The sequence below is a fragment of the Streptomyces sp. NBC_00289 genome, from assembly GCF_041435115.1.
GTDB lineage: Bacteria > Actinomycetota > Actinomycetes > Streptomycetales > Streptomycetaceae > Streptomyces.
In genome coordinates this window covers 6,874,786-6,895,124 of record NZ_CP108046.1, presented here as the reverse complement: position 1 = coordinate 6,895,124, position 20,339 = coordinate 6,874,786, and the positions used below count along the sequence as shown (strand labels likewise).

Annotated in this window: 17 protein-coding genes; 12 read left to right on the top strand and 5 right to left on the bottom strand. The window is 71.4% G+C overall.

Annotated elements, in window-relative coordinates:
• Nucleotides 1-520 precede the first annotated feature (520 nt).
• Nucleotides 521-1,429, bottom strand: coding sequence for a sirohydrochlorin chelatase (locus OG985_RS31230; RefSeq protein WP_371671682.1), 909 nt, complete (start codon nt 1,427-1,429; stop codon nt 521-523).
• A 223-nt stretch (nt 1,430-1,652) separates the two neighbouring features.
• On the opposite strand from OG985_RS31230, the gene OG985_RS31225 reads away from it, so the two are divergent.
• Together OG985_RS31225 and OG985_RS31220 are read left to right on the top strand one after the other, a co-directional pair.
• Entirely contained in the window at nt 1,653-2,339 is a 687-nt protein-coding gene (locus OG985_RS31225; protein WP_371671681.1) for a vancomycin high temperature exclusion protein, read from the top strand.
• A gap of 104 nt (nt 2,340-2,443) precedes the next feature.
• Nucleotides 2,444-4,798, top strand: coding sequence for a molybdopterin oxidoreductase family protein (locus OG985_RS31220; RefSeq protein ID WP_371671680.1), 2,355 nt, complete (start codon nt 2,444-2,446; stop codon nt 4,796-4,798).
• A 325-nt stretch (nt 4,799-5,123) separates the two neighbouring features.
• Here OG985_RS31220 and OG985_RS31215 read toward each other — a convergent pair whose 3' ends face one another.
• Nucleotides 5,124-5,534: a gamma-glutamylcyclotransferase family protein gene (locus tag OG985_RS31215; RefSeq protein ID WP_371671679.1), complete on the bottom strand. Its 411-nt coding sequence runs from the start codon at nt 5,532-5,534 to the stop codon at nt 5,124-5,126.
• A 126-nt stretch (nt 5,535-5,660) separates the two neighbouring features.
• On the opposite strand from OG985_RS31215, the gene OG985_RS31210 reads away from it, so the two are divergent.
• From OG985_RS31210 to OG985_RS31200, 3 genes are all read left to right on the top strand, one after another.
• Nucleotides 5,661-7,304, top strand: a complete 1,644-nt coding sequence (locus OG985_RS31210) for a M4 family metallopeptidase (RefSeq protein ID WP_371671678.1) — start codon at nt 5,661-5,663, stop codon at nt 7,302-7,304.
• A 552-nt stretch (nt 7,305-7,856) separates the two neighbouring features.
• A complete protein-coding gene (locus OG985_RS31205; protein WP_371671677.1) occupies nt 7,857-8,381 on the top strand; it encodes a hypothetical protein in 525 nt (174 codons plus the stop codon).
• Nucleotides 8,382-8,507: 126 nt separating this feature from the next.
• Entirely contained in the window at nt 8,508-9,167 is a 660-nt protein-coding gene (locus tag OG985_RS31200; RefSeq protein WP_371674549.1) for a class F sortase, read from the top strand.
• Between the two features lie 119 nt (nt 9,168-9,286).
• Here OG985_RS31200 and OG985_RS31195 read toward each other — a convergent pair whose 3' ends face one another.
• Nucleotides 9,287-10,069, bottom strand: a complete 783-nt coding sequence (locus tag OG985_RS31195; RefSeq protein ID WP_371671676.1) for a sulfite exporter TauE/SafE family protein — start codon at nt 10,067-10,069, stop codon at nt 9,287-9,289.
• 238 nt (nt 10,070-10,307) lie between these two features.
• On the opposite strand from OG985_RS31195, the gene OG985_RS31190 reads away from it, so the two are divergent.
• From OG985_RS31190 to OG985_RS31170, 5 genes are all read left to right on the top strand, one after another.
• Entirely contained in the window at nt 10,308-11,531 is a 1,224-nt protein-coding gene (locus OG985_RS31190) for an NAD(P)/FAD-dependent oxidoreductase (RefSeq protein ID WP_371671675.1), read from the top strand.
• Complete coding sequence (gene nirB / locus OG985_RS31185) at nt 11,531-14,149, top strand: nitrite reductase large subunit NirB (protein ID WP_371671674.1); 2,619 nt, start codon at nt 11,531-11,533, stop codon at nt 14,147-14,149. The genes OG985_RS31190 and nirB overlap by 1 nt, the downstream gene beginning before the upstream one ends.
• A complete protein-coding gene (nirD, locus tag OG985_RS31180; RefSeq protein ID WP_371671673.1) occupies nt 14,146-14,505 on the top strand; it encodes a nitrite reductase small subunit NirD in 360 nt (119 codons plus the stop codon). Before nirB ends, nirD begins: the two co-directional genes overlap by 4 nt.
• Before the next feature lie 194 nt (nt 14,506-14,699).
• The gene (locus OG985_RS31175) at nt 14,700-15,134 is read left to right on the top strand and encodes an excalibur calcium-binding domain-containing protein (RefSeq protein ID WP_371671672.1); all 435 of its coding nucleotides are present in this window, start codon (nt 14,700-14,702) and stop codon (nt 15,132-15,134) included.
• A gap of 79 nt (nt 15,135-15,213) precedes the next feature.
• Nucleotides 15,214-15,423, top strand: a complete 210-nt coding sequence (locus OG985_RS31170; protein WP_371674548.1) for a GntR family transcriptional regulator — start codon at nt 15,214-15,216, stop codon at nt 15,421-15,423.
• Nucleotides 15,424-15,602: 179 nt separating this feature from the next.
• Here OG985_RS31170 and OG985_RS31165 read toward each other — a convergent pair whose 3' ends face one another.
• Both OG985_RS31165 and OG985_RS31160 read right to left on the bottom strand, forming a co-directional pair.
• A complete protein-coding gene (locus OG985_RS31165; RefSeq protein ID WP_371671671.1) occupies nt 15,603-16,028 on the bottom strand; it encodes a hypothetical protein in 426 nt (141 codons plus the stop codon).
• 329 nt (nt 16,029-16,357) lie between these two features.
• Nucleotides 16,358-17,938 carry an IS1182 family transposase gene (locus tag OG985_RS31160; RefSeq protein WP_371666829.1) on the bottom strand — a complete coding sequence of 527 codons (1,581 nt, stop codon included), beginning with the start codon at nt 17,936-17,938 and terminating at the stop codon, nt 16,358-16,360.
• A 143-nt stretch (nt 17,939-18,081) separates the two neighbouring features.
• Between OG985_RS31160 and istA the strand changes: the two genes are divergently transcribed.
• A complete protein-coding gene (istA, locus tag OG985_RS31155) occupies nt 18,082-19,500 on the top strand; it encodes an IS21 family transposase (RefSeq protein WP_331719138.1) in 1,419 nt (472 codons plus the stop codon).
• Complete coding sequence (gene istB, locus OG985_RS31150) at nt 19,497-20,267, top strand: IS21-like element helper ATPase IstB (protein WP_189845846.1); 771 nt, start codon at nt 19,497-19,499, stop codon at nt 20,265-20,267. The genes istA and istB overlap by 4 nt, the downstream gene beginning before the upstream one ends.
• Nucleotides 20,268-20,339 lie beyond the last annotated feature (72 nt).

Sequence of the window (20,339 nt, the reverse complement as noted above, 5' to 3'; positions counted from 1 at the left end):
GGTGGGTGGGGGTTTGCGCAGTTCCCCGCGCCCCTGGAGGGGGTGGTGCCGTCGGCGGCGGGCGCAGCGGAGGGCGGGGCGCTGCGCGGTCTGGGGGGTTCGGTGGGGTGACGGGTGCGGGTGCGTGGGGGGTTTTGCGCAGTTCCCCGCGCCCCTGGAGGGGGTGGTGCCGTCGGCGGAGGGCGGGGCGCTGCGCGGTCTGCGGGGTTCGGTGGGGTGACGGGTGCGGGTGCGTGGGGGGTTTTGCGCAGTTCCCCGCGCCCCTGGAGGGGGTGGTGCCGTCGGCGGAGGGCGGGGCGCTGCGCGGTCTGCGGGGTTCGGTGGGGTGGCGGGTGCGGGTGCGTGGGGGGTTTGCGCAGTTCCCCGCGCCCCTGGGGGTTGGGATGGTGGGCGGCGTCTGGTGAGTGGGGGCGCTGTGGGGCCGGGTGCCGATTGGCGGGTGCGGGTGTGTTGGGGTTTTGCGCAGTTCCCCACGCCCCTGGAGGGGTGGGCGGTGGGCCGTCGCGTTTGGCGCTGGGGGTTAGGCCGTGGCCAGGGCTGGGTGGGGAGTGGTGGCTGGGGTGGTCAGGGTTTGGTCGTAGCGGTGGAGGAGCAGGTGGGCCATGGCCGGGTGGGTGCCCAGGGGGGCTGCGGCGATCCAGGGGGCGACCTGGGCGCATTCCGTGGCGAAGCGGCCGGGGGCCGTGAAGCAGGACGCGACGGCGACACGGTGGCGGCCGTCGGCGGCGAGGGCGCGCAGGGCGGCGGGGACGGTCGGGCCGGCGGTGGTGGCGTAGGCCGGGACCACGGGGACGCCGAGGCGTTCGGCGAGGAGTCGCGCCGTACGGCCGGTGTCGACGGCGGAGTCGGGGTCGCGGGAGCCCGCGGCGGCGAGCACGACCGCGCTCTCGCGACGGGTGGCGTCGTCGGTCCGGGTCCGCCAGCCGGCCTCGACGAGGCGGGCGTACAGGGCTTCGGCGAGCAGCGGGTGCGGGCCGAGCGGCGCGGCCACGCGGGTGCGCAGCGGGGCGGCGGCGGCCATCTCGGGGATGTCCCGTTTGACGTGGTAGCCGCGGCTGAGGAGGAGGGGGACCAGGATGGCCTCCTCGGTGCCCGTGTGCCCGAGGGCGGTGAGGGTGTCGGGCAGCAGCGGCTCGTTGAGCTCGATGTGTCCGAGGTGCACGGGCAGCCCGGGACGCAGTTCGCGGACGCGGTCGAGGAGCGTACGGACCGTGCTCAGCGCGCGCGGGTCACGGCTGCCGTGCGCCACGACGACCAGCGCGGGCGGTTCGGGGCGCCGTCGGCCGTTGAGTGAGACAAGGCTGAGCTGGCTGGCGAGCTGGCTGCTGATCCGGTTCAAGAGGTGCGCCGTACTGTCGAGGTGAGCCCCCTGGGGCTGAACGCCGGGGCCGGTCGTGGACTCGTCGCGAGCAGGGTTCGACGCCGTCATGCACCGATGGTGGCGGGTGGAGGTTGCCGCCCCGTTGCACGGGAATGACGGGTGTTTTCCGGGGGTTCACGGACGGGTGCGGGGGGTGTGTGAGGTCAGCCGGAGCTCTGTTGACCTGCGGTTTCACTCGTTCTAGTGAAACTGGTCACGTGGCGGGCACCGAACCGGAGGGGCTGACAGTACGTCCCTCACTGTCGAGAGCCGACCGGGGAGGGACCGTCCGATGCGTCACCTGAGACTCCGCAGACCCCGCCTGCCGCGCACCCGGACCGGACGTCGGCGGCTCGTGCAGGCCGTGATGGCCGGCTGTGTGCTGGCACTGCTCCCGAGCACCTGGATGTGGGTCGTGACGGCCGACCGGCTGCGGACGACGGCGGACGCGCCCCACGCCGAGGTCGCCGTCGTCTTCGGCGCGGGCCTGTGGGACGGCGAGCCCTCGCCGTACCTCGCGCACCGGCTCGACGCGGCGGCCACGCTGTACCGCGAGGGCCGGGTGAGGGTGGTCCTCGTCACCGGCGACAACAGCCGTGAGGACTACGACGAACCGGACGCGATGCGCGCCTACCTGACCCGGCACGGGGTGCCCGACCGGCGGATCGTCAGCGACTACGCGGGCTTCGACACCTGGGACTCCTGCGTCCGGGCCAAGAAGATCTTCGGCGTCGACCGGGCCGTCCTGATCAGCCAGGGCTTCCACATCCGGCGGGCGGTCGCGCTGTGCCGCGCGGCGGGCGTCGAGTCGTACGGCGTCGGTGTCGCCGCCAAACACGACGTGACCTGGTACTACGGGGGCGCCCGGGAGCTCCTCGCGGCAGGCAAGGCGGCGCTGGACGTGGTGTTCGAGCCCGACCCCCGGTTCCTCGGCCCGAAGGAGCCGGGAGTGGCGCGGGCGCTGGCCGCCGGCCGGTGAGCCGTCGGCCTCACGCCGGCCGGCCGGCGGCGGGGAGGTCCGCGTCCACGCCGCGTAACAGGGCGCCGTCCCGGGCGTAACACGGCCGACGCACGCTGAAGGGCATGCAGAACTCCGTGACGCCCACGCACTGCCCGTACTGCGCCCTGCAGTGCGGGATGAACCTGACGCCCGCACCGGACGGAACCGTCGAGGTGAGCGAGCGCGCGGATTTCCCGGTGAACCGTGGCGCCCTGTGCGGCAAGGGCCGTACGGCGCCGGCGGTGCTCTCCTCCCGGGTGCGGCTGACCTCCCCGTTGGTGCGCTCCGAGGGCACGCTCGTGCCCGCCTCCTGGGAGGACGCGCTGGACCGGATCGCCGGGGCGTTGTCCCGCACGCGCTCGGAGCATGGCCCGGACGCGTGCGGGGTCTTCGGCGGGGGCGGTCTCACCAACGAGAAGGCGTACACGCTCGGCAAGTTCGCGCGGGTCGTTCTCGGCACCTCGCAGATCGACTACAACGGACGCTTCTGCATGTCCTCGGCGGCTGCGGCGGGCACGAAGGCCTTCGGCCTGGACCGCGGGCTGCCCTTCCCGCTGGAGGACATCCCGAAGACGGGCTGCGTGATCCTCGTCGGCTCCAACCTCGCCGAGACCATGCCGCCCGCGCTGCGCTATCTGCGCGAACTGCGGGAGAACGGCGGCACGTTGATCGTCATCGACCCGCGCCGCACGAAGACCGCCGAGCAGGCCGACCTGCACCTCGCACCCCGGCCGGGCACCGACCTGGCCCTCGCCCTGGGCCTGCTGCACCTGATCGTGGCCGAGGGACGGGTGGACGAGTCCTACGTCCGGGAGCGGACCGTGGGCTGGGAGGACGCCCGGGCGGCGGCGATGGCCCACTGGCCGGAGTACGTGGAACGGATCACGGGGGTGTCCGTTCCACAACTGCGCGAGACCGTACGGCTGTTCTGTGAGCCGGAGGCCGCGATGGTGCTCACCGCCCGTGGGCCCGAGCAGCAGTCCAAGGGCACCGACACGGTGGGCGCGTGGATCAACCTGTGCCTGGCGACCGGCCGGGCGGGGCGCCCACGGTCCGGGTACGGCTGTCTGACCGGGCAGGGCAACGGGCAGGGCGGGCGCGAACACGGCCAGAAGGCCGACCAGTTGCCCGGGTACCGCAAGCTGACCGATCCGGCGGCGCGCCGGCACGTGGCCGAGGTGTGGGGTGTGGACCCGGACTCGCTGCCGGGACCGGGACGCAGCGCGTACGAGCTGCTCGACGCGATGGGCACGGACATCCACTCGCTGCTGCTGATGGGCTCGAACCCGGTCGTGTCGGCGCCTCGTGCCGCGCACATCGAGGAACGACTGCGGTCGCTGGACTTCCTGGCCGTCGCGGACGTGGTGCTGTCGGAGACGGCGGCGCTGGCGGACGTGGTGCTTCCGGTCACCCAGTGGGCCGAGGAGACGGGCACGACGACGAACCTGGAGGGTCGGGTGCTGCTGCGGCAACGTGCGATAACGCCCCCGGACGGCGTCCGCAGCGATCTGGAGGTCCTGCACGAACTGGCCGACCGCCTCGGCGTGGAGAAGGGCTTCCCGACCGACCCCGAAGAGGTCTTCGAGGAACTGCGCCGGGCGAGCGCGGGTGGCCCCGCGGACTACTCCGGGATCACCTACCGGAGGCTCGTGGAGGAGAACGGGGTGTTCTGGCCGTGCCCGGCGCCGACGACCGAGGACGGCACCGCCACCGCCTCGGCGGCGATCGCCGCGGCGGAGGATGACGGGGGGCCGGAGAGCCTCCCGGCACGAGGAGACCTTCGCGTACGAGGGGACCGCCCGGCACAACGGGACCTTGCGGTACGGGGGGACCTCCCGGCGAGTGGCGACGGCGCCGGGGACCACCCGGCCCCGGTGCGAGGCGACGGCGCCGAAGAACCTCGGGTACGCGAAGGCGGCGCGGGAGAGTCTCCGGTGGCCGGTGACGGCACCCGACGCATCCACCCCGACGTCCACCCCGGCACCCCCCGCCTCTTCCTCGACCGGTTCGCCACCGAGGACGGGCGGGCCCGGTTCGTGGCCGTGTCGCATCGGGCGGCCGCCGAGGAGCCGGACGCCGAGTACCCGGTGCTGCTGACGACCGGGCGGGTCGTGGCGCAGTACCAGTCCGGCGCGCAGACCCGGCGCGTCGACGAGCTGAACGCCGCCGCGCCCGGCCCGTTCGTGGAGCTGCATCCACGGCTGGCGGAGCGGCTGGGGGCGGCCGAGGGCGACCCGGTCGCGGTCGTGTCCCGGCGGGGCCGTGCCGTGGCGCCGGCACGGATCACCAGCACCATCCGCCCCGACACCGTCTTCATGCCCTTCCACTGGGCGGGCGAGGGCCGGGCCAACACCCTGACCAACCCGGCGCTCGACCCGACCTCGCGCATGCCGGAGTTCAAGGTGTGCGCGGTACGGCTGGAGACGGTGGCGTCGTAGCCGGAGCGGCGGCGAGCGGCACGACGCCTGCCGTAGCGACGCCTGCCGGAGCGGCGGCGAACGGCACGACGCCTGCCGTAGCGACGCCTGCCCGAGCGGCGGCGAACGGGGTGGCGGCTGCCGGAGCGACGCCTGCCCGAGCGGCGCCGAACGGGGTGGCGGCTGCCGGAGCGACGCCTGCCCGAGCGGCGCCGAACGGGACGGCACGTACCGGAGTGGCACCGAGCGGCACGGCGGCTGCCGGAGCGGCGCCGGACGGAACGGCGTCAAGCGGCACGGCGACTACCGGCACGGCACCGAGCGGCACCGCGCCGAGCGCGGTCGCTCACCGGGCCGGCCAGTCCCCGCTTTCGATCCGCTTGCCGCGGGCCCGCAGTCGTACGGCGACGGAGGGCGCGGCGACGTAGACCCAGGCGCGCACCGACCGCCCGTCCGCCTCGCACGTCACGCCCCGCTCGACGCGCTCGTAGAGGTTGCGCGGATCGCCTGGCGCGTACTCCTCGAGCCGGTCCAGGTCGAGGAGCAGCCGCGCGTACGCCTCCGGTACGGCGGTGACGAGTTCTCCGTACACGACTCCCCCCGGCTCCTCGACGGCGTACGGGTATCCGGGGCCCTCGTACAGCACCGCGCCGGTGAGGTGCGCCGGGGCCTCGGCCCGGGTGCGGCCGCGCAGGAAGGCGTCGTGGTTGTGCCGGCCCGGGCGGAGGGTGCCGTAGACGAAGAACGGGAGTCTCACAGAAACGATTCTCTCTCCTCACACACCGGCACAGACGCGCTATGGACATGACATGTCATGGACCTTTAAATCACAGTCAACATCAGCGCCCCCCCACGCGCCCATGGCGCCTTCCCGAGGAGATCGATGAGTCGGACACGGCACATTCGAGGTTCCCGTCTCGCCACGGCCGGTGTCGCCGCCACCGCCGCCACCCTGCTGGCCGCCGCACTCTCCCCCGCCGCCGACGCGGCCGACAGACCCACCAGGACCTCCGCGATCGAGCACGCGGCCGCCGCGCTCGTCGCGCACGCCGCGAGCCTGGGCCTCACCACCGCGCAGGATTCGACCGTCCGGGACGTCGTCGTCGACAAGAACGGCACCCAGCACGTCCGCTACGACCGAACGTACCGCCAACTCCCCGTGCTCGGCGGCGACTTCGTGGTTCACCTGGCCTCCGACGGCGCGTACCGCAGCACCTCGCGCGCGACCCGCACCTCCATATCCCTGGCGAGGGTGACCCCCCGACTCGCCGCGCCGAAGGCCGCCGACCTCGCGGTGAACGCCCTGCGCGCCGCCAACCTCGGCGAAACGCTGAAGAAGGTGCGGGCCAAACCGCAGTTGGTCGTCGACGCCCTGCACGGCAGCCCGAAGCTGGCCTGGCGGACCGACGCCGTGGCGCAGGACTCCCTCGGCAACCCGGTCGCCCGCACGGTACTGACCGACGCCCGCAGCGGCGCCCAGATCGACGCCTGGGACAGCATCGAGACGGCGACCGGCGACGGCAAGTCGCTCTACGGCGGCACGGTCGCGCTGGAGACGACCCTGTCGGGGTCGACGTACCAGCTGAAGGACGCCACCCGCGGGAACACGTACACCGGCGACGCGGCGAACAAGACCGACCTGTGCATCTTCGGCATCTGCATCAGCCGCGCCCCGTCCACGCTGTTCACCGACGCCGACAACCACTGGGGCACGGGCGCGACGGCCGACCGCTCCTCGGCCGCGGTGGACGCCCAGTACGGCACGAACGAGACCTGGGACTACTACAAGAACGTCCACGGGCGCAACGGCATCGCCGGCGACGGCAAGGGCTCGTACAACCGCGTGCACTACGGAAGCAACTACAACAACGCCTTCTGGGACGACAGTTGCTTCTGCATGACCTACGGCGACGGCGACGGGACGACCTTCGGGCCACTGGTGGCCCTGGACGTGGCTGGCCACGAGATGTCCCACGGCGTCACCTCGAAGACGGCGGCCCTGACGTACTCGGGCGAGTCCGGCGGGCTCAACGAGGCGACGTCGGACATCTTCGGCACGCTGGTGGAGTGGCACGCGAACAACGCCTCCGACGCCGGTGACTACCTGATCGGCGAGAAGATCGTCCGCTCCGGCTTCGGCCGCGACGCCCTGCGCTACATGGACAAGCCCTCCAAGGACGGCAACTCGGCGGACTGCTGGAGCTCGTCGGTCGGCAACCTCGACGTCCACTACTCCTCGGGCGTGGCGAACCACTTCGCGTACCTGCTCGCCGAAGGCAGCGGCGCGAAGACCGTCAACGGCGTCAGCTACAACTCCCCGACCTGCAACGGCTCGACCGTCGCGGGCATCGGGCGGGACAAGCTCGGCGCGATCTGGTACCGGGCCCTGACGGTCTACATGACGTCGTCGACGAAGTACGCGGGCGCCCGGACGGCCTCACTGAACGCGGCGAAGGACCTCTACGGGACCGGCAGCGCGGAGTACAACGCGGTGGCCGCCGCCTGGAGCGCGGTCAACGTGAGCTGACGCCGCCGGTGCCGCCGATGCCCGCGGGGCGGGAGTGGCGCCCGCGGGTGCCGTGAGCGAGCAGGCCGCTCCGGGCCGGCTCGCTCCGGCCTGCTCCGGGTCGCCTCGCTCCGAGCCCGCTCCGAGCCCGCTCCGGGCCGGTTCCGGGGCGGTTCCGGGGCGGTTCCGGGGCGGTTCCGGGGCGGTTCCGGGGCGGTTCCGGGGCGGTTCCGGGGCGGTTCCGGGGCGGTTCCGGGGCGGTTCCGGGCCGTTCCGGAGCGGCCGGCACCGGGGGGCTCCCGTGCGGGCCCGGTCACCCGTTCACACGCGCGCCCCGCGCTCTTCGGTTCTTTTCCCTGACAGGACGTCAGCATGGCTGTGACCTGCTGAAACGAGCGCACGGAGGGGTCCGGTCCCGCGCGGCTGACACCCGTTCACCACGTTTGTGACGCTTCCTCAGGAAGCGGACTCGCCTCGGTGCCACTTACCTCTGAAGGGCAGGGGCGCGACCGACTCGGCGGCACATGGGGGTGTCGCGGGTGCGCCCCGACCGATGAGCTCGGAGGAGCACCGATGCGACGTACCTCCCGTCTGCTGACCGGTACAGCGCTCGCCGTCGCCGCCGCGGGGCTCGCCACCCTGCCCGCCTACGGCAGCAGCGCCACCGGCAGCCTGGAGGTCTCCCCCTCCTCCGTCGTACCGGGCGGCCGGGTGACCGTGAGCACCATGGCGTGCGGCGAGGACGGCACGGCCGCGGGCGACGCCAGTGCGGTGGGCGCCGGCACCTTCACGCTGACGCCCGGCACGCACGAGAAGGACGCGAAGGGGCGGTTCCGGGTGCCGCCGAGCGCGCAGCCGGGGACGTACGAGATCGTCGCGGTCTGTGCCCAGGGCGGTCGGCGGGTGACAGGTGACCTGGTGGTGACGCTGACGTCCCCCCGGCAGCAGGTGCATCCCCGGGGAAGTGTGAAGACGGGGGTCGGCGGCGGTCTCGGCCGCGACCCCGTGCAGACCGCGGCAGGCGTGGCGGCTCTCGCCGTCGCCGCCGCGGGCGGTACCTGGCTCCTGCATCGCCGGGCGAGAGGCGACGGGATCTGACGGACACCCTCCGCTGTCCGTCCGCCGGTACCGCATGTCCCCTCCCCCTCCGGGTCCGACGCCCCTCGCGGCCCGGAGGGGGAACAGGGGTCGACCGAGGAGGCTCGTGTGCACAGGTTCAGCAACATGGCGATAGCCGGCGTCACCGTCGTGGCCCTGTGCTCCGGCGCGTGGCTGCTGGGCAGCGGCGCGGAGACACGTCCACCGCCGCAGCCGTCCGCCGAGCAGGCCGGCTCCGGGGAGGACGGGCCCGGGCGCGGTTCCGGGCGGGACGGCGGCCGGGACTGGACGTACGGCCGACTGCCGACGGCCCCCGCCGCACCCGCGCTGCCGCCGTCCCCGCCCGACCGCATCCGCATCCCGGCGATCCGCGTGAACGCCCCCCTCATGGGCCTGCGCCTCACCCCGACCGGCAGCCTCGACGTCCCGCCCGCCGCGAAGAAGAACCTGGCCGGCTGGTACGAGGCCGGCACCACCCCCGGCGAGACCGGCACCGCGATCGTGGCCGGACACGTGGACAACGCCGACGGCCCCGCCGTCTTCTACGACCTCGGCGCCCTGAAGAAGGGCAGCACCGTCGAGGTGGACCGGCGGGACGGCGGCGTCGCGCTGTTCACCGTGGACGCGGTCGAGATGTACGCGGCGAAGGACTTCCCCGACGAGAAGGTGTACGGGGCTGCCGAGCGGCCGGAACTACGGGTGATCACCTGCGGCGGAGGCTACTCACGCGCCACCGGCTACGAGGGGAACGTGGTCGTGTTCGCGCACCTGACGGGCAGCCACTGAGGCGGAGCCGGCCGGCGGGCCGGAATCGGCACACGGCCCGAATCGGCCGGCGAGTCGACCCCGACGACCACACACGTCCGGCGCGTCCAACCCGCCCACCCCGCCCAGGAAACAGACCGTCAGGCGAGCCACTGCTCGTACGCCAGGTTCGCCACCAGTGCGAAGACCACCGTCAGCAGCACGATCCGTACGAAGCCGCTGCCCTTCTTCAGCGCCGTGCGCGCGCCCAGCATGCCGCCCGCCAGGTTGAACACGGCCATCAGCGCGGCCAGTCGCCACAGCACCTCGCCCTGCCAGGCGAACATCGCCAGGGCACCCGCGTTGGTGCAGCAGTTGACGATCTTGGCGATGGCGGAGGCGGTCACCAGGTCGAGGTGGAGTACGGCGGTCAGGGTGAGGACCAGGAACGTACCGGTGCCGGGGCCGATCAACCCGTCGTAGAAACCGATGCCGAGGCCCGCCAGGCCGATCGCGGAGAGGACCTGGCGGCCGGTGGCCGGGCCGGGGGCAGGGGCCGTGCCGAAGGCGGGCCGGAGGATGACGAAGGCCGCGACCGCGAGCAGCACGACCATGATCACGGGCTTGAGGACGTCCGTGCTCATCCCGGCCGCGAAGAACGCCCCGGTTGAGGAGCCGACCAGCGCGGCCAGACCGATGCGTACGGCCGTGCCGACGTCGACCGGCGCCTTGCGGGCGTACGTCACCGCCGCGCCGGTCGTGCCGACGACGGCGACCGCCTTGTTGGTGCCGAGCGCGGAGGCGGCGGAGGTGCCGGCCGGCAGCCCGAGGAGCAGGGCCGGCAGGAGCAGCAGACCGCCTCCGCCGACCACGGCGTCGATCCAGCCCGCCGCGAGGGCCGCGAGGCAGAGGACAACGACCGTGGTCAGCGATATGTCGGGCATGATCGCGACCTTAGGGACAGGATGCGTGCGCCGTCCATGTAACTGAGCGGGTTCTGAGGTTCGGCCGGTGGGTCGAGACGGGCCCGCACGGACTCGACGTCCTCCGCCCGCCTCACACCCCGCCCCCGCCGTAGGCCCGGAACCCTCACACCCACCCCCGCCGTCCGCTGAGGGCAGCGTTCCTCACGGGAAACAGACGTGATGCGGTCGGGTAACACCCGCACCGCACGCTCCTGACATGACCTCGAATACGCGTGTGGTGGTGATCGGCGCCGGACTCGCGGGCGTACGTCTCGCCCGGCGGCTCGGTGAGCTCGGCACGCCCGCGCTGCTGATCGGCGAGGAGGAGCACCGGCCGTACAACCGGGTGCTGCTCGCCGAGGTGCTGGCCGGCCGCTACAGCGCCGAGGTGATCGCCCTCCCGGCGCCCGCGGAGCTGACGCGGGCCCGGGTCACCGGCATCGACCGCGCCGCGCGGACCGTGAGCTGCGCGGACGGCTCGTTGATCGCATACGACACGCTGGTCCTGGCCACCGGCTCCAACCCCGTCCTCCCGCCCCTGCGCGGCCTGTTCACCCCCGATCACGAACTGCCCGAGGGCGTCCACGCGTTCCGCACGATGGACGACTGCCTGGGCCTCTCCAAGGCGGTACGGCCCGGTGTGCGGGCGGTCGTGATCGGCGGCGGACTCCTCGGGGTGTCCGCGGCCCGCGCGCTCGCCGTACGCGGAGCGCAGGTCGTCCTGGCCCAGCAGTCCGAGCGGCTGATGGAACGTCAGCTCGACCCGGGCGCGTCCCGGCTGGTCCGCCGCCACCTCACGGAACTCGGCGTCGAGGTGCACACCGAGTGCCGCGTACGGGACGTGCGCTGTGTCGGCGGCGCGGTCCGCTCGGTGGAGATGGCCGACGGATACGCCCTCGACGCCGACCTCGTGGTCCTGGCCTGCGGGGTCCACCCGCGCGTCGGCCTCGCCCAGCAGGCGGGGCTCGCCATCCACAAGGGTGTTCTCGTCGACGACGAGCTCCGCACCTCCGACCCGCACATCCGGGCCGTCGGCGACTGCGCGCAGCACGACGGCACGGTGTACGGGCTCGCCGCCCCCGCACTCGAACAGGCCGAGATCCTGGCCGAGTTGCTGGCGGGCGGGGCCGCGGTCGCCGGCGCCCGCTACACCGGCACCCGTTCCCTGACCCGGCTCACGCTCGCCGGGCACAGCGCCTTCGACCTCGCCGCGTTCGGCGAGACCGAGGCGCGCCCCGGCGACGACGTCATACAGCTCGCCGACGCCACCCGCGGCACCTACCGCAAGGTCGTCGTCCGCGACGACCGCCTGGTCGGCGGGGTTCTCGTCGGCGAACTCGGCACCGTCGGCGCGCTCGCGCGCGCCTGGGAGGGAGCAGAGCCGCTGCCCTCCGACGGCGGCCCTCTGCTCCACCTGCTCACCAACGACGGAGGCTCCTGATGACCGCCACCCTGGGGGCCACCCCCACGATCGTGCTCGTCGGCCATGGCATGGTCGGACAGCGCTTCCTCGAAGCGCTCGCCGAGCGCGGCCTGACCGCCACGCACCGTGTGGTCGTGCTGTGCGAGGAGCCGCGTCCGGCGTACGACCGCGTGCAGCTCACCTCGTACTTCTCGGGCCGCACACCCGAGGACCTCTCGGTGACCGACATGGAGTTCATCAAGGACCACGGGATCGAACTGCACGTCGGCGACCCGGCCGAGACCATCGACCGGGCGGCGAGGACGGTGACCGCGCGCTCCGGTCTGACCGTCGCGTACGACACCCTCGTCCTGGCGACCGGTTCCTACCCCTTCGTGCCGCCCGTCCCGGGCAAGGACGCCGAGGGCTGCTTCGTCTACCGCACGATCGAGGACCTCTTCGCGATCGAGGCGTACGCGAAGTCGCGGGCGACGACGGGTGCGGTGGTCGGCGGCGGCCTCCTCGGCCTCGAGGCGGCCGGCGCGCTCAAGGGCCTCGGACTGACCTCCCACATCGTGGAGTTCGCACCGCGCCTGATGCCGGTACAGGTCGACGACGGCGGCGGCGCCGCCCTCCTGCGCACCATCGAGGACATGGGCCTGAGCGTCCACACCGGCACCGGCACGCAGGAGATCGTGGTCGGCGAGGACGGCGCGGTCACCGGCATGAAACTGTCCGACGGCTCCGAACTCGCCACCGACATGGTGGTGTTCTCGGCCGGTGTCCGGCCGCGCGACCAGCTCGCCCGCGACAGCGGCCTCACGGTCGGCGAACGCGGCGGCATCGCCGTCGACGAGCAGTGCCGGACCGTCTCCGACCCGCACGTGTTCGCGATCGGCGAGTGCGCGCTCGCGGCGGACGGCCGGGTGTACGGCCTGGTGGCCCCCGGCTACGAGCAGGCCCAGACCGCCGCGGCGACCATCGCCCAGGACGAGGCGTCCTTCACCGGCGCCGACCTGTCCACCAAGCTGAAGCTCCTCGGCGTCGACGTGGCGTCCTTCGGCGACGCCCACGGCACCACCGCCGACTGCCTCGACGTCGTCTACTCCGACTCGCGCTCGGGCACGTACAAGAAGCTGGTCATAGGACGCGACGGTCAGCTCCTCGGCGGCATCCTGGTCGGCGACGCGGAGGCCTACGGCACACTGCGTGCCCTCACCGGCTCGGTGCCGCCGATCTCGCCCGAACAGCTGGTGCTGCCGGCGGGTTCCGGGGGCGGCGCCCAGCTCGGCCCCTCCGCCCTCCCCGACGAGGCGGTCATCTGCTCCTGCCACAACGTCACCAAGGGCACGATCCGCGGCGCGGTCACCGAGCACTCCTGCACCACCGTGCCCGAGGTGAAGAAGTGCACCAAGGCCGGTACCGGATGCGGCAGTTGCGTCAAGGTGCTCGGCCAGCTGGTCACGGCCGAGCTGGAGGCGAGCGGCGTCGAGGTCGACAAGGGCCTGTGCGGCTGCTTCGCGCAGACCCGCGAGGAGCTGTACGAGATCGTCCTCGCCCTGCGTGTCAACACCTACCAGGACCTCCTCGACCGTTACGGCCGCGACGGCGCCCGGGGTGGCGACGGCTGCGAGATCTGCAAGCCGGCGGTCGGCTCGATCATCGCCTCCCTCGCCCCGACGATCGGTGCGAGCGGCTACGTCCTGGACGGCGAGCAGGCCGCCCTGCAGGACAGCAACGACCACTTCCTCGCCAACCTCCAGAAGAACGGCTCGTACTCGGTCGTGCCGCGCATCCCCGGCGGCGAGGTCACCCCGGAGGGGCTGATCGTGATCGGCGAGATCGCCCGCGACTTCGGCCTCTACACGAAGATCACCGGCGGCCAGCGCATCGACATGTTCGGCGCCCGGGTCGAGCAACTCCCGCTGATCTGGGCCCGTCTGGTGGACGCGGGCTTCGAGTCGGGCCACGCCTACGGCAAGTCACTGCGCACGGTGAAGTCCTGCGTGGGCCAGACCTGGTGCCGCTACGGCGTCCAGGACTCCGTCCGGATGGCGATCGACCTCGAACTGCGCTACCGGGGCCTGCGCTCACCCCACAAGCTCAAGTCGGCGGTCTCCGGCTGCGCCCGCGAGTGCGCGGAGGCCCAGTCCAAGGACTTCGGCATCATCGCCACCTCCAACGGCTGGAACCTCTACGTCGGCGGCAACGGCGGCGCCACCCCGCGTCACGCGGACCTGCTGGCCCAGGACCTGTCCGACGCCGAACTGATCCGCCTCATCGACCGGTTCCTGATGTTCTACATCCGCACCGCCGAACGCCTGGAGCGCACCTCGACCTGGCTGGAGCGCATCCCCGGCGGCCTCGACCACGTGCGGGACGTGGTGGTGGAGGACTCGCTCGGCATCTGCGAGGAGCTGGAGTCCCTGATGACCGACCACGTGGCGGGATACCGCGACGAGTGGGCGACGACCATCAACGACCCCGAGAAGCTCGCCCGGTTCGTGTCCTTCGTCAACGCGCCCGACACCCCCGACCCGGTGGTCGGCTTCGTCCCCGAGCGCGACCAGATCAAGCCCGACCTTCCGCTGCTGAGCATCGGCATGCGGCCCCTGGAAGACACCGCAGACGTCCTGGAAGGAAGCGCCCAGCGATGACCCTGGCACCCGAGACAACCGATCTGAAGCTGCAACTCCGCCTGGACGACGTGGACGAGGCCTGGTTCACGGTCTGCGACCTGAGCGCGCTGCTGCCCGGCCGCGGCGTGGCGGCACTGCTGCCCGACGGCCGCCAGGCCGCCCTCTTCCGCGACCGGGCCGGCCGGCTCTACGCCATCGACAACCGCGACCCGTTCGGCGGCGCGGCCGTCCTCTCCCGCGGCCTGACCGGCACCCACCAGGGCCGCCCCTTCGTCGCCTCACCCCTGCTGAAGCAGCGCTTCGACCTGGAGTCCGGCCAGTGCCTGGACGACGAGGCGGTCCGCGTGACGACGTACGAGGTCCGGGCCGCGTAGGGGGTGCCCGACGGGTCGTTCTCCCGCTCGGAGGAGGCGGCCCCAACGGTGGACGGCGGCGCGACGGCCTGACCGCGGTCGGGCCGTCGCCGGATGTCACGGACGCCGGATGTCACGGAAGAGACACTTCCACCACGAGGCCGGGCGGGCGGCAATACGGTCATTCCCCTCACGTAGCACCTCTGGGGGACGAGATGAGCAATCCGTACGCCACGCCGCAGCCGCCCAAGTGGGCCCGGAAGCGGTACGTCCTGCCCGCGCTCGCGGTGGCGCTCTTCGCCGGTGTCGGCATAGGCGCCGACGGCGGCGACACCACGACCGACGCGAAGCCGGCGGCCGCCGCGCCCCGGCCGACGGTCACCGTCACGGCCACGACCACGGAGACGGCCGCGCCGGAACCGGCAGCCACGGTGACCGCCACCAAGACCGTCAAGGCCACCAGGACCGTCAGAGCCACCAGAACCGTCACCGCCCAGCCGGCCGCCGACAGCGACTCGGGCGGCGACGACGTCTACTACGCCAACTGCACCGAAGTCCGAGCCGCCGGCGCCGCCCCCATCCACCGCGGCGAACCGGGCTACGCCTCCCACCTGGACCGCGACAACGACGGCATCGCCTGCGACACGTGACCGCCGGCGATTCGGTCCCACGACGTCAACCCCCCTGAGGTGACGCGCACCGGACCGAGACCTTCCCCCGTACCGTCGGATCGCTGACGACCTGCGGGCGGCGATCGCGGTGGGAAGGTTCGCTCCGGGCGAGAAGCTGAAGTCGGAGAACGAGCCCAAGGAGCAGTACGGCACGACCCGGGTGACCGTGCGCAAGGCGCTGTCCCTGCTCAAGGCGGACGGGCTGCTGATCAGCGAACAGGGCAGCCACACGAGCCCAAGGCCGGGCCTCAACCCAGTTGCTTCGTGATCGTGACGGCAGCCTCTGACGGCAACGTCAGCGGGCGCGTCCCAGGGAGCTCACCAGGCACAGCCATGGGCTCGGAAACCAGTCGGGGAACCCAGTCGATGCAGGGTGAAGGTCACTATCGTTTGAGCCAGGCACGCATCACCGAGTTCCAAGGTAACGGAACCTGGACGTCGCTTCCCTTAGCCCTCTTGGATTCGCAATTCGAGCCCCCACGCCTCACGGAAGGTATTCTTACAGAAAATCGACGCACCCGGATCAAGAGCGATGGTATGGCGAGCGTAAGCCAGTCTATTTAGCGACTTAGCGCCGGACACTGGCTCTTTCGCCTCTTTCATTCTCCGAGTGATCTGATCTGTATCGAAGAACTCATTCACCGTCAGGGCAAAGTACATAAATGCCTGAAGTTCCTGCCCCAAACGGACAGCTCGGGACAGCCTTTCGGAGGCTCCCAGATCCGCCTGTCCTGCGACCCATTGCTGCAATCTGACATACCACTGGAAAAGAAGCTCCGCTGTCACCGGGTCGGCAGGTTCGATGCGGTCCAGTTCCTTTAGCAAAGCGACGCCAGCCGCATCCAGCGGATCTGCAATCACAGCGTGCCTCACAGCACGCAGCCTAGCGTTGCACTCTCGATGGAAAATTTCAGAAAGAGCCGTCGAAAATTGGATCTTGCTCGATTCCTCCAAGCCTCCGACGAGTAGCCGTGCACTCCGGTGCAAGTCCCGAGGGAGACCACCGGAAAGGGCGGAGCATAGGCCGACGAAAGGCTCGGTAGTTGGATGATCGCCGACGGCCGGACGGACGAGTTTGTGAGACTCGCCGCCGACCTGGACAAGGGAGTCCGTGACGAAGCCCTGCGGCTGTCACGGCCTAGAAGGCTGATGAAGATCTTGGTGAGGGGCTGTCCGGCCGTCAGGCCGGACAGCCCCTCCGGTCATGTAGTGGCTGGTGCGAGGTGCCAGGTGCCACTGGTGTGGGTGAGTCCGAGGTTGATCAGTCGGCGGAGGTTGAGGGCGGCGGCCCGGGTGTGGAGCCAGGTGTTGTTCTTGATGGTGCCGCGGTAGCGCAGGCGCCGGTTGCCGTGGTGGACGAGCCAGGCGACGGCGCGTTCGACCGGTGGTCTCCAGCGGCGGTAGTCGGCCTGCCAGCCAGGGTCGGTGGCGGCCTGGTGGCGGGCGGCTGTCTGGAGGTCGTGGTGCGGTCGGATGGTCAGGATGCGTCCGGCCTTGGCTTTGGTGCACCGCTCGCGCAGGTGGCATGCGGTGCATAAGTCCCCGAAAGAGGCTTTGCGTTGGTGGTGCTGCCCGCCGGGGTCGGACAGGGCCACGGCGTGTCCGGCCGGGCAGGTCACGATGGCGGCTGTGGTGTCGATGGCGAAGTCGTCGAGGATGAAACCGCCGGGGATGGCGGGTCGCAGTGGGGCGGGTTTGAGGAACAGCCGGTGGCCGGCCTCGTGGAGGGTCTGGCGGGCGTCGGCGGCGGAGTAGGCGGTGTCGCCGAAGACGTCCAGCGGGTCGTCCTCGTCGGCGAGCAGGTCCAGGCCGACGGCGGCCTCGTGGTGTTCGGCTCCGGCGCCGGGCCGCAGGGCGACGGCGGTGTATAAGCCGGTCTCGGGCTCGATGGCCAGGTGGGCCTTGAAGCCGTCCTGCTGGTGGCTGCGGGTCTTGTGGATGTGCCGGGCTTCGGGATCGACGGTGGAGAGCATCCGGCTGGGAGCGGTGCCTTGGGTGATGCGCCAGCGTCCGTCGCGGCCGTCGGAGTCCTCGGCGGGCTCGACGTCCTGGCCGGCGACCAGGGCCAGGATGCCCACCACGTTCGCGGCTTTGTCGCCGAGTTGCTGGTCTGGCAGGTGGCCCAGCAGTCGCAGGGCATCGGTGACCAGCGCGTCGACCAGCTCGGCGCGGGCCTGCTCGTCGTTCCAGGCGATGCGGGGCTTGCCCGGGTCGGTGTAGTCGTGGGCGGTGCACTGCGCAGCGACGACCGCGTCGGCGCCGGGGACCTCGCGGATCACCGCGCGGACGGCGGCGATGAGCTGGGTGACGGTGTCCTGGGTGGCGACCGCGTCGTCCAGCACGGTGGAGTCCAGCGCCCGGCGGTGCTTGCCCTTGAGGACTCCGGTGGCCTTCACGACCTCGCGCACGGCCTCGAAGATGCGGTTGGGGCGGGCGGAACGGGCCAGCCGGCGGCGGAAGTAGGCCAGCAGCGACGGGTCGAAGGCCATGTCGTGCAGGCCCAGCCCGCAGGCGGCCTTCCACCGCAGGTCGCACCGCAGCTCCTGGACCGTCTCGAAGTCCGACAGCCCGTTAAGGGCCTGCAAGGTGATCGCGGCGGCCAGAATCTGCGGCGGCATGCTCGGCCGTCCGTTCGCCGACGGGTACATGTCCACGAACATCTCAGCCGGGAACAGCTCGCCGCGGTGCTCGGCCAGGAACGCGAACACACTCCCTGCCGGGATCAACTCCCGGCAGGTCTCCCACACGTCCGGCCCGACCATCTCGCCGACCCACTCACCCATCGCCACATGGCGAGTCTTGTCGGCGTACACACGATCGTCCCCGGTCGCGTACGAGTGAAAAGGGACGCTTGATGGTGCGGTGAATCGTGGTGCCCGGCACTCTTCTGCTCGTCCGGTGAAGGGTGGCGGAGGGTGGTGACGCGGTGGTTTTGGACCCGCAGCGCTGGCTGGAACTGCGGCGGTTCCGTGCTCTGGTCGAGTCAGGGGCGGTCAGTCTGACCGAGGTGGCCAAGGAGACTGGGCTGGACCGCAAGACGGTCCGCAAGTATCTGTCGAGCACGGCGGCGTCGGTGCCGCCGAGGCGGACGTCGAACGGCCGGCCCCGGAAGAAGGCGGTCGACGAGGTCGCCCCGTTGATCGACGCGATGCTGCGGGCAGAGATCCTCATCAAGGGTGCTGTGGTGCACGAACGCCTGGTGAAGGAGTACGGCTCGACGATCAACTACCAGCGGGTCAAGCTCTATCTGCAGGAGGCCCGGCCGCGGATCGCGGGTGAACTGGGGATCGAGCCGCGGGAGTTGGCGGGTATGCACCGCCGCTTCGAGGTGGTTCCCGGGGCCCAGGCTCAGGTCGACTGGGGCGATGAAGGCAAGATCCTCGCCCACCTGGGAATCCCGAAGGTCTACTCGTTCCATATGGTGCTGTCGTACTCGCGCGATCCGTTCTGCTGCTTCACCACGAGCCAGGACCTGCAGACCTTCTTCGACTGCCACCGGCGGGCATTTGCGCACTTCGGCGGGGTGCCGATGTCGATCGTCTACGACCGGACCAAGACCGTCGTGCGCCGGCACGTCGCTCCCGGTGAGGCGGTTCCGCTGCATCCGGAAGCGGTCGGCTTCGCCGGCCACTACGACTTCGACATCGACGTGCTGGCCGCCTACCGGCCCACCGGGAAGGGTCGGGTCGAACGCCAGGTGTTGATCGTGCGTGATCACGTGCTGGCCGGGCGGGCGTTCTCCTCGCTCGAGGAGTTGGATGCCGCGTTCTTGGCGTGGGTGCCGCAGCGACGCGCCCGCACCCACGCCACCCACCACGAGGTCATCGGACACCGGGCCGCCCGGGATCACGCCGCCCTGAAGCCGTTGCCGTCCTCGCCCTATCTGGTGGCCGAGCGGCATCTGCGGCCGGTGGGCAAGGACTGTCTGGTCGCGTTCGGCGGGAACCTCTACTCGGTGCCCGCCCGCAAGGTCCGCCCGCGTCAGCTGGTGGAGATCAGAGCGACGAAATCCCAGGTCATGCTGCACACGACCGTCCCCGATGCCAGCGGCGAGACGTTGCTGTCCAGCCATCCGCGGGCGGTCGGCCGCGGCGTGGTTGTCAAGCAGGATGAGCACTGGGACGGCCTGCCAACCGGCAAGAACCGCCGCACTACGACGGGCGACGAGCCGCCACCACCGCAGAGCGAGTTCCCCGCGGCGGGTCGCATCGGGCCCTTGCAGGCCCTGTTGAACCGGGCCGCTGCAACCCAGATCGAGGTCGGGCGGCGGCCGCTGTCGGTCTATGACGAACTGACCGGCACCCGGCCCTTCACCACCAACTCCCCGACGAAGGAGTCGTCTTGAGCGAGCTGACCGGCAACCGCATCCGCACCACGGCCGGCAAGCTCGGCCTGCCCCACCTGGCGGAGACCATCAACGAGTACACCCGCCGAGCCGACGAGGCGAAGATGGGCTACCTCGACTTCCTCGACCTGGTCCTTTCCGAAGAGCTCGCCGTCCGCGACGACCGCCGCTTCCGCCAGGGCCTGCGACTGTCCAAGCTGCCACACCACAAGACGCTGGACGAATACGACTTCTCGTTCCAGCCCGAGCTCGACCCGCGCAAGGTCAAAGACCTCGCCAGCCTCTCCTTCGTCGACGGCAAGGCGAACGCCGCGCTGCTGGGGCCACCGGGAGTGGGCAAGACGCATATCGCTGTCGCTCTCGCTGTCGCGGCCTGCCGGGCCGGCTACTCGATCTACTTCACCAGTCTCGACGACATGGTCCGCAATCTGAAGGCTGCCGAGTCGGCCGGACGGCTGGTCAACAAACTCGGCACCTACCTGCGGCCGAGCGTCCTTGTGATCGATGAGGTGGGCTACCAGCCCCTCGAACGGGCCGAGGCGAACCTGGTCTTTCAGGTCATCTCCAAGCGTTACGAGAAGGGCTCCATCATCCTGACCTCCAACAAGACCTTCAGCGAATGGGGACAGGTGTTCGGCGACGAGGTCCTCGCCACCGCGATCCTCGACCGGCTCCTCCACCACTGCGAAGTGATCGCGATCAACGGCCCGAGCTACCGGCTCAAGAACCGCCTCCAGGCCATCGAGCGGGAGAACGAAGTGGCCTAACACCTGGGGACGTTCAAACGTACCGGCCCGGCCCGAAGCGAGAGTACGCCGACAAGTCTGGCCCTGCCGCTG